Below are 8,711 nucleotides of genomic sequence, written 5' to 3'. Positions count from 1 at the left end.
AGCGGCCCTAGCCACTCACGGGTCGGTCACGGCACCAGCACGAGGCGCCCGCGCAGGCCACCTTGGGCGAGGCGGTGGTGGGCTTCGGAGGCCTTGTCCAGGGGGTAGGTCTCGGCCACTCTCGGGGTGAGGCGGCCGGTTTCGGTGCGGGCTACCAGGTCGGCGAGGCGGCGGCCGTCGGCCTGGACGTAGACGGTGCGGACCCGGGTGCCGCGCAGGGGCTTCGGGACGGCCACGTCCAGCACGGCGACGAACGTGCCGCCGCCGCGCACCGCGTCCAGCGCCCGGGTGCCGAGGGCGGCGGCGTCGATCACGGCGTCTACCCCGGACGGGACGAGGGCGCGGACGGCGGTGGCGAGGTGTTCGCCTCGGGGGACGAACTCGGCGGCGCCGAGGCTTCTGACCAGCTTTTCGTCGGCGGCGGACGCGGTGGCGAGCACCCGGATGCCGTCCGAGGCGGCCAGTTGCACGGCGTACCCGCCGACCGCGCCGGCCGCCCCGGTGACCAGCAGCGTCCGGCCCGCGTCCAGCTCGGCCCGGTCCAGGGCCTGGGCGGCGGTCAGCGCGTTGAGCGGCAGCGTGGCCGCCAGCTCCGGGGACACCCCGCGCGGGGCGCGCGCCACCGCGCCGGCGTCCAGCACCAGGTACTCGGCGTAGCCGCCGGTCGGGACGTCCAGCCGGTCGGACAGCCCGATCACCTCGTCACCGACCGAGAACCCCGCCGTGTGCTCGCCGAGGGCGTCCACCACGCCGGCCACGTCCCAGCCGACGCCCACGTCGCCGTCGCGCTCCGGCTGCATGCCGACCTGGGTGGCCATCCCGGAGCGGACGAACGCGTCCACCGGGTTCACCGCCGCCGCCCGTACCCGGATCCGCACCTGGCCCGGCCCGGGGACCGGCGTCGGGACCTCCGCGACCTCCAACGCCTCCGGCCCGCCGAACGTCCGTACCACCACCGCGCGCATATCGCTTCCTCCTGCTCGTCTCGGCACTGTGTTCGCCGATCGGGAACATATGGACGGGGCGTGTGCCTTGGTAAGAAGGCACTCGCGAGTGCGTACCGCACCGGAAGGAGAGCGGATGCCGACCCGCACCGCCGCGCAGCGTCGCCACGAGGCGGCCGCGGCGTACCAGGAGTACGTGCGGACCTGCCCGACGCAACGGCTGCTCGGCCGGCTCAGCGACAAGTGGGCGAGCCTGGTGCTGGTCACGCTCGCGGACGGCGGGCGCCGCTACGGCGAGCTGTCCCGCGAGGTGCCGGGCGCGAGCCAGAAGATGCTCACCCAGACGCTGCGCGCGCTGGAGCGCGACGGGCTGCTGGAGCGGGCCGTCACGCCGGCCGTCCCGGTGCGGGTGGACTACCGGCTGACCCCGCTCGGGCGCTCGCTGGTCGACCTGCTGAGCACGATCAACGGCTGGGCGTACCGGCACATGGCCGAGGTGGAGACGGCGCGGGCCGAGTACGACGCGCGCCGCGAACCGGTCGGGGCCGGCGTTGGGTAGCGGCGGGCCTAGCGGTCCTGGGAGTGGCGCGCATCGCGTGCGCACCTCGGCGGAGTGCCCGTACCCTGTACAGGTGCTGGTGATCCGGAAGGATCTCGTGGACGAGATCGTTGCGCACGCCCGTCGGGACCATCCCGACGAGGCCTGCGGCGTGATCGCCGGGCCCGCCGGGTCGGACCGCCCGGAGCGGTTCATCCCGATGACGAACGCGGCCCGGTCACCGACGTTCTACCAGTTCGACTCGGGCGAGGACCTGCGGCTGCACCGCGAGCTGGAGAGCCGCGACGAGGAGCGGGTGGTGATCTACCACTCGCACACCGAGACCGAGGCCTACCCCTCGCGCACCGACGTCAAGATCGCCGGGTATCCCGAGGCCCACTACGTGCTGGTGGCCACCAACCCCGCCATCGAGCCGAAGTTCCGGTCGTTCCGCATCGTCGACGGTGAGGTCACCGAGGAGCCGGTCGACGTGGTCGAGAGCTACATGTTCTCCCACACCGGCGCCGACGACGTCCCCGACTGTCGCTGACCGGCGTCGCGGCGCGGGGCGCTCTATCCATCCGGCCCCGTCGTGACGTCTCCACCGGCTCGCCAGTTCCCGGCCCGGCCGCACCACGAGGAGGACCCATGGCCGTCACCGTTTCGATTCCCACCATCCTGCGCACCCACACCGGCGGCGAGAAGTCCGTCGAGGCGAAGGGCAGCACCGTCTCCGAGATCATCTCGGACCTGGACTCGCGGCACGGCGGCATCAAGAACCGCCTGGTCAAGGACGGTTCGCTGCATCGGTTCGTGAACATCTACGTCAACGACGAGGACGTCCGCTTCGCCGGCGGCCTCGACGCTCCGGTCGCGGACGGCGACGCCGTGACGATCTTGCCAGCGGTGGCCGGAGGGGCCTGAGCCTGATGGCGCGCTACGACTCGCTGCTGGCCGCCGTGGGCGACACCCCGCTGGTGGGGCTGCCGTCCTTCGCCCCGGCCGAGCACGTGCGGCTGTGGGCCAAGCTGGAGGACCGCAACCCGACCGGATCGATCAAGGACCGGCCGGCGCTGGCCATGATCGAGGCGGCGGAGGCGGACGGGCGGCTGCGGCCGGGCTGCACGGTGCTGGAGCCGACCTCGGGCAACACCGGCATCTCGCTGGCCATGGCGGCCAAGCTGAAGGGCTACCGGCTGGTCTGCGTGATGCCGGAGAACACCTCCGAGGAGCGGCGGACGCTGCTGGAGATGTACGGCGCGGAGATCATCTCCTCGCCGGCGGCCGGCGGGTCGAACCAGGCCGTCGCGGTGGCCAAGAAGCTGGCCGCCGAGCACCCGGACTGGGTCATGCTCTACCAGTACGGCAACCCGGAGAACGCGCTCGCGCACTACCGCACCACCGGGCCGGAGATCCTGCGCGACCTGCCCACCGTGACCCACTTCGTGGCCGGCCTGGGCACCACCGGCACGCTGGTCGGTACCGGCCGCTACCTGCGTGAACACAAGCCGGACGTGCAGATCGTGGCCGCCGAGCCCCGGTACGGCGAGCTGGTGTACGGGCTGCGCAACCTGGACGAGGGCTTCGTGCCCGAGCTGTACGACCCCGAGGTGCTCACCGGCCGGTACTCGGTGGGCAGCCGCGACGCGCTGCGCCGCACCCGCGAGCTGGTGGAGAAGGAGGGCATCTTCGCCGGCATCTCCACCGGCGGGGTGCTGCACGCCGCGCTGGCGGTCGCGGAGAAGGCGGCCGGCGGCGCCGAGCGCGCCGACATCGTGCTCGTGGTGGCCGACGCCGGCTGGAAGTACCTGTCCACCGGCGCCTACTCCGGCGACCTGGACGAGAGCGCGCGCGCCCTGGACGGCCAGCTCTGGGCCTGATTATTCGTTGGTCCCATGGCGCCCGCGCTCGCGTAGCCTCGAAACCATGGTGAGCCCACTCCGGTCGTCATCCAGCCGTTCGGTCGCCAGGGTGCTCCCGGCCAGGCCGTTCGCCGCCGCCGTGGCCATGGCGGTGTTCACGTTCCTGCTCTACGTCATCGAGGCCGTCGACCAGGGCACCGGCGGGATGCTGGACCGCGCGGGCGGCATCGTCTCCCGCAACGTCGACCACCTCGACGGCGTGGTGTTCTCGCCGCTGCTGCACGCCAACTGGGACCACCTGGCCGGCAACACGCTGCCGTTCCTGGCCTTCGGCTTCCTGGCCATGGCCGGCGGGATACGCCAGTTCATCGCGGTCACCGCGACCATCTGGCTGCTCGGCGGGATGGGCGTGTGGCTGATCGGCCCGAGCGACGCGTCCACCATCGGCGCTTCCGGGGTGATCTTCGGCTGGTTGGTGTTCCTGCTGGTCAGAGGGTTCTTCGCGCGCAGCGGCAAGCAGATCGTGCTGGGGCTGGTGCTGTTCTTCTTCTGGGGCGGCATCCTCTGGGGGGTGCTGCCGGGCACGCCGGGGGTGTCCTGGCAGGCGCACCTGTGCGGCGCGCTGGCCGGGGTGCTGGCGGCCCGGTTGGTGGCCGGCGCGGACCGGCGGCGGGCGCGGCGCGAGGTCGGTCCCGGCGGCCCGGGCGCGGAGGGCGGCGGGTACGGACCGGCCGGACCAGGGCCGTCGCCGGGCGGATGGTCCGGCGCGGGCGGCCCGGTGCTGCCACGCTGAGGCCGTCATACTGGCCGTTCGGACCGGGACGAGCGGGCGGTGTGCGGAGGGGCGTGGTGTGGTGAGGCCGTGGGTGCGGCGGTCGGAGAGCTTCCGTGAGCTGCCGGTGGACGCGCCGATCGGGGTGTTCGACTCCGGGGTCGGCGGGCTGACGGTGGCCCGCGCGGTGATCGACCAGCTGCCCGCCGAGCGGCTGGTGTACCTGGGCGACACCGCGCACAACCCGTACGGGCCCCGGCCGGTCGCCGAGGTGCGCCGGCTGTCGCTCGCGCTCGGCGACGAGCTGCTGGGGCGCGGGGTGAAGATGCTGGTCATCGCGTGCAACGCGGCGTCGTCGGCGTGCCTGATGGACGCCCGTGAGCGGTATCCGGTGCCGGTGGTCGAGGTGATCAGGCCGGCGGTGCGGCGCGCGGTGGCGGCCACCCGCAACGGCCGGATCGGGGTGCTCGGGACCGAGGTGACCATCCGGTCCGGCGCCTACACCGACACGTTCGCCGGCGCGCGCGACGTCGAGGTGGTGCCGGTGGCCTGCCCCCGGTTCGTGGACTTCGTGGAGCGCGGCATGACCAGCGGGCGGCAGGTGCTCGGGCTGGCGCAGAGCTACCTGGAGCCGCTGCAGCGCGCCGAGGTGGACACCGTGGTGCTGGGCTGCACGCACTATCCGCTGCTGTCCGGCGTGCTGCAGCTCGCGCTCGGGCCGGAGGTCACCCTGGTGTCCAGCGCGGAGGAGACCGCCAAGGACGTACTCCGCGTGCTCTCCGAGCTGGAGCTGCTGCGCGAGCCGGCGGAGGAGCCGGAGCGCGGGCACGAGTTCCTGGCCACCGGGGACCCGGAGCCGTTCCGCCGGCTGGGCCGGCGCTTCCTCGGGCCGGAGATCGGGCCGGTCGCGGTGCCCGCCGCGTTCGGTGGCGCCTGAGCCCGGGCGGGTATCGTCCGCTTCGTGATCCACTCGTTGGCGGTCGTCGCGCTGGTGCTGACCGGGGCGTTGGCGATCTTCGGGTTGGTCAGCACCGTGCTGGCGCGCCCGCCGGGGCGGGAGCACGTGCTGGCCGCCGGCGCGGTCGAGGCGGTGCTGGTGGCGCAGGCGCTGATCGGCGCCGCCCGGGTGTTCGGCGGGGCGCGGCCGGCGGAGACGTCCACGTTCCTGATCTACCTGCTGGTCTCGGTGTGCGTGCTGCCGATCGCGCTGCAGTTCGCCCGCGCGGAGCCGCCGAACCGGTGGGGCGGCACGGTGATCGCGGTGGGCTCGGTCGCGGTCGGGGTGGCGGTGCTGCGGCTGCTCTCGTTGTGGGGCGGTGCCGGTGGCTGAGGCGCGGCCCACCGCGACCGGGCCGGGGCGGGCGTTGATCGCGGTGTACGCGGTGTTCGCGCTGGCCGCCACCGCCCGGGCCGGGGTGCAGCTGGCCACGCGGTTCTCCGAGGCGCCGGTGGCGTACCTGCTGTCCGCGTTCTCCGGCGTGGTGTACATCCTGGCCACCGTCGGGCTCGCCCGGTCCGGCCCGGGGGCGCGGCGGCTGGCCTGGACCGCGGTGTTGGTCGAGCTGGTCGGGGTGCTGGTGGTCGGCTCGCTGAGCGTGTTCGACCCGGTGGCGTTCCCGCGCGCCACGGTGTGGTCGGGGTACGGCGCCGGGTACGGCTGGGTGCCGTTGGTGCTGCCGGTGCTGGGGCTGCTGTGGCTGTTCCGGACCGGGCGTCGCCTCGGGCCGGCTGACCACTGAGATATCGGGCCAAAGCGGCCGGGTGCGGGCAAGATGTCCGCCATGGAACTCACCGTGCTGGGCTGCTCGGGCAGCGGACCGGGACCGGACTCGCCGTCGTCGGGCTACCTGGTACGGATGGACGATCACGCGCTCGGGCTCGACCTCGGCAACGGCACCCTGGGTGCGCTGCACCGTTATGTGGATCCGTTCGACCTGGACGCGCTGCTGCTCTCGCACCTGCACCCGGACCACTGCGCCGACGTCGCGTCGCTGGTGGTGTACCGCCGCTACCACCCGACGCCGCCGTACCCGCCCACCGCCCGGCGGCTGCCGGTCTACGGACCGCTCGAGACGGCGGACCGGCTGGGCGCGCTGTGCTCGGCGTCGGCGGCCGAGCGCGCCGAGGAGGACCTCTCCGACGTTTTCGAGTTCCGGGAGCTTTCCGAACGGCTGCGCGTGTCGGTGGGTGGCTGCGCGCTGCGGGCGTGCCGGACGGTGCATCCCTGCGAGTCCTACGCGGTGCGCCTGGAGCACGGCGGGCGCAGCCTGGTCTACAGCGGCGACACCGGGGCCTGCGACGCGCTGGTCGAGCTGGCCCGGGGCGCGGACCTGCTGCTCTGCGAGGCCACCTGGCCGCACACCGGGCCGCGCCCGCCGGGGGTGCACCTGTCCGGGCGGGAGGCAGGCGAGCACGCGGCCGCCGCCGGGGTCGGCCGGCTGCTGCTCACCCACGTGCAGGTGTGGTACGACCCGGCCGACCTGCTCGCCGAGGCCAAGGCGGCGTTCGACGGCCCGGTCGAGGTGGTCACCGCCGGCGCGACGTACCGGGTCTAGCCGTCTCCTGTCGTCACAGTCGTCTTATCCGTCACAGCCGTCACTCGGCCACCACGTGGTCCCAGACCGACGTGGCGCCGGCTTCGCCGATCCACACCACCAGGCCGGCGACCAGCACCCCGGCGAGCGCGGCCAGCACCGACGCCGTCGTGGTCAGGCGGGCCTGCGTCCGGGCGGTGCCGGCGTCGCCGGTGTCGGCGGCGCGGTCCGCGCGCCAGCCCAGCAGCAGTGTGATCAACAGCAGCACCAGGAAGATCAACGCGAACGGGAGCAGTCGGTCCGCGCGGGCCTCATGCACCTGGATCTGCGGGTTGGTCCCGCCGAGCACGTGTTCGAGCTGGTCGCCAGTCTTGGTCGCGATGGGGACCAGCCCCACCCCGAGCAGCGCGATGAGGAACACCGGCACGCCCAGACTGCGCCGCCAGGTCGACCGGGCCGCGACCACCAGCGTGCCCACGGCTGCCAGCGGGAGCAGCACCACGACCCCGTGAACGATCAGTGGATGGGCGGGCAGTCCGCCGATCAATGTCATACCTGGACCAACGCTCGGGGGGTCACCGAGGTTCACAGTGACGTTGGCGTCATCTCCGCTGTTGCGCATGGTGATGTTGTGGTGCGACGGTGGGTGCGGAGGGGTGGGATGTGCCGCCGCCGTAGGGTGGGCCGGTGACACGAGAAGACGGTAGGGCGGATGACGAGCTCCGCCCGGTTCGGATCGTCCGGGGGTTCCAGCGGCATCCCGCGGGCTCGGTGTTGATGTCGTTCGGCGAGACCAAGGTGCTGTGCGCGGCCAGCGTGACGCCCGGCGTGCCGCGCTGGCGCAAGGGCTCCGGGCTGGGCTGGGTGACCGCCGAGTACGCGATGCTGCCCTCGGCCACCCACACCCGAAGCGACCGGGAGTCGGTGCGCGGGCGGATCGGCGGGCGCACCCACGAGATCAGCCGGCTGATCGGCCGCTCGCTGCGTGCCTGCATCGACCTGGCCGCGATCGGCGAGAACACCATCGCCATCGACTGCGACGTGCTGCAGGCCGACGGCGGCACCCGCACCGCGGCGATCACCGGCGGCTATGTGGCGTTGGCCGACGCGGTGACCTGGCTGGGCGCGGCCGGCATGCTCAACGACCCGAAGCCGCTGTCCTGCCAGATCGCGGCGGTCAGCGTCGGGGTGGTGGACGGACGGGTGCGGCTGGATCTTCCTTACGACGAGGACTCCCGGGCCGAGGTGGACATGAACGTGGTGGCCACCGACGTGGGCACCCTGGTCGAGGTGCAGGGCACCGCGGAGGGGGCCACGTTCACCCGGTCGACGCTGGACTCCATGCTGGACCTGGCGCTGGCCGGCTGCGCCAAGCTGGCCACCGCCCAGGCCGACGCGCTGGCCGAGCCGTATCCGGGGCAGCTGCCCGGGGCCGACGAGGAATGAAGTTGCTGCTGGCCACCCGCAACCCGGGCAAGCTGCGTGAGCTGAGGCGGATTCTGGGTGAGGTCGGGCCTGGTCTGGAGATCGAGGTGCTGGGGTTGGGGGATGTCGCGCCGTATCCGGAGGCGCCGGAGACCGGTGCGACGTTCGCGGAGAATGCGCTGGCGAAGGCGCGGGATGCGGTGGGGGCTAGCGGGTTGGCGTCGGTTGCGGATGACTCCGGGCTGACGGTGGATGCGTTGAACGGCATGCCGGGGGTGTTGTCGGCGCGGTGGGCCGGGCGGCATGGGGATGATGTCGCGAACTTGGAGCTCGTGCTCGGGCAGGTCGCGGATGTGCCGGACGAGCGTCGGGGGGCGGCGTTCGTGTGTTCGGCGGCGCTGGTGAGTCCGGAGGGCGCGACGACCGTGACGCATGGGGAGTGGCGCGGGCGGTTGGCTCGTGCGCCTCGTGGGTCGGGGGGGTTCGGGTACGACCCGATCTTCGTGCCGGATGGGGAGGAGCGGACGTCGGCGGAGCTGTCGGCCGCCGAGAAGGATGCGGCGTCGCACCGGGGGCGGGCGTTTCGGGCGTTGCTGCCGGCGTTGCGGGAGCTGGCCGGGGGGTGACTCGCGGGGG

The 8,711-nt window shown here is 73.3% G+C and carries 13 protein-coding genes; 11 read left to right on the top strand and 2 right to left on the bottom strand.

Translation table 11 applies throughout. The features are described from left to right. Positions 1-26: 26 nt before the first annotated feature. Entirely contained in the window at positions 27-965 is a 939-nt protein-coding gene (locus tag N912_RS0117540) for an NADP-dependent oxidoreductase (RefSeq protein ID WP_028923433.1), read from the bottom strand. Positions 966-1,080: 115 nt separating this feature from the next. On the opposite strand from N912_RS0117540, the gene N912_RS0117535 reads away from it, so the two are divergent. The 9 genes from N912_RS0117535 (at position 1,081) to N912_RS0117495 (ending at position 6,671) form a co-directional block, all read left to right on the top strand. Further along, entirely contained in the window at positions 1,081-1,503 is a 423-nt protein-coding gene (locus tag N912_RS0117535) for a winged helix-turn-helix transcriptional regulator (RefSeq protein WP_028923432.1), read from the top strand. 73 nt (positions 1,504-1,576) lie between these two features. Beyond that, complete coding sequence (locus N912_RS0117530) at positions 1,577-2,032, top strand: M67 family metallopeptidase (RefSeq protein ID WP_028923431.1); 456 nt, start codon at positions 1,577-1,579, stop codon at positions 2,030-2,032. Positions 2,033-2,130: 98 nt separating this feature from the next. Beyond that, complete coding sequence (locus tag N912_RS0117525; RefSeq protein WP_028923430.1) at positions 2,131-2,406, top strand: MoaD/ThiS family protein; 276 nt, start codon at positions 2,131-2,133, stop codon at positions 2,404-2,406. Between the two features lie 5 nt (positions 2,407-2,411). Beyond that, a complete protein-coding gene (locus N912_RS0117520) occupies positions 2,412-3,362 on the top strand; it encodes a PLP-dependent cysteine synthase family protein (RefSeq protein ID WP_028923429.1) in 951 nt (316 codons plus the stop codon). Positions 3,363-3,408: 46 nt separating this feature from the next. Further along, positions 3,409-4,137 (top strand): rhomboid family intramembrane serine protease, encoded by a 729-nt coding sequence (locus N912_RS52665; protein WP_084210973.1) that lies wholly within the window; start codon positions 3,409-3,411, stop codon positions 4,135-4,137. A gap of 100 nt (positions 4,138-4,237) precedes the next feature. Next, positions 4,238-5,053, top strand: coding sequence for a glutamate racemase (gene murI / locus N912_RS0117510; RefSeq protein ID WP_028923428.1), 816 nt, complete (start codon positions 4,238-4,240; stop codon positions 5,051-5,053). Positions 5,054-5,077: 24 nt separating this feature from the next. Continuing rightward, positions 5,078-5,446 carry a hypothetical protein gene (locus N912_RS0117505; protein WP_028923427.1) on the top strand — a complete coding sequence of 123 codons (369 nt, stop codon included), beginning with the start codon at positions 5,078-5,080 and terminating at the stop codon, positions 5,444-5,446. Next, positions 5,439-5,855, top strand: coding sequence for a hypothetical protein (locus N912_RS52660; protein ID WP_037065499.1), 417 nt, complete (start codon positions 5,439-5,441; stop codon positions 5,853-5,855). Before N912_RS0117505 ends, N912_RS52660 begins: the two co-directional genes overlap by 8 nt. Before the next feature lie 42 nt (positions 5,856-5,897). Then, the gene (locus N912_RS0117495) at positions 5,898-6,671 is read left to right on the top strand and encodes an MBL fold metallo-hydrolase (RefSeq protein ID WP_028923426.1); all 774 of its coding nucleotides are present in this window, start codon (positions 5,898-5,900) and stop codon (positions 6,669-6,671) included. 40 nt (positions 6,672-6,711) lie between these two features. On the opposite strand, the gene N912_RS0117490 is transcribed toward N912_RS0117495, so the two are convergent. Beyond that, the gene (locus N912_RS0117490; protein ID WP_028923425.1) at positions 6,712-7,203 is read right to left on the bottom strand and encodes a DUF2231 domain-containing protein; all 492 of its coding nucleotides are present in this window, start codon (positions 7,201-7,203) and stop codon (positions 6,712-6,714) included. 134 nt (positions 7,204-7,337) lie between these two features. On the opposite strand from N912_RS0117490, the gene rph reads away from it, so the two are divergent. Both rph and rdgB read left to right on the top strand, forming a co-directional pair. After that, a complete protein-coding gene (gene rph / locus N912_RS0117485; protein WP_028923424.1) occupies positions 7,338-8,096 on the top strand; it encodes a ribonuclease PH in 759 nt (252 codons plus the stop codon). Further along, positions 8,093-8,701 carry an RdgB/HAM1 family non-canonical purine NTP pyrophosphatase gene (gene rdgB / locus N912_RS0117480; protein WP_028923423.1) on the top strand — a complete coding sequence of 203 codons (609 nt, stop codon included), beginning with the start codon at positions 8,093-8,095 and terminating at the stop codon, positions 8,699-8,701. Before rph ends, rdgB begins: the two co-directional genes overlap by 4 nt. The last annotated feature ends 10 nt before the right edge of the window (positions 8,702-8,711 follow it).

This window comes from Actinospineispora acaciae DSM 45401 (assembly GCF_000620785.1).
GTDB classification, from domain to species: domain Bacteria; phylum Actinomycetota; class Actinomycetes; order Mycobacteriales; family Pseudonocardiaceae; genus Pseudonocardia; species Pseudonocardia acaciae.
Note: the sequence above shows the minus strand (reverse complement) of the source record. Positions and strands in the feature narration are given on the sequence as shown.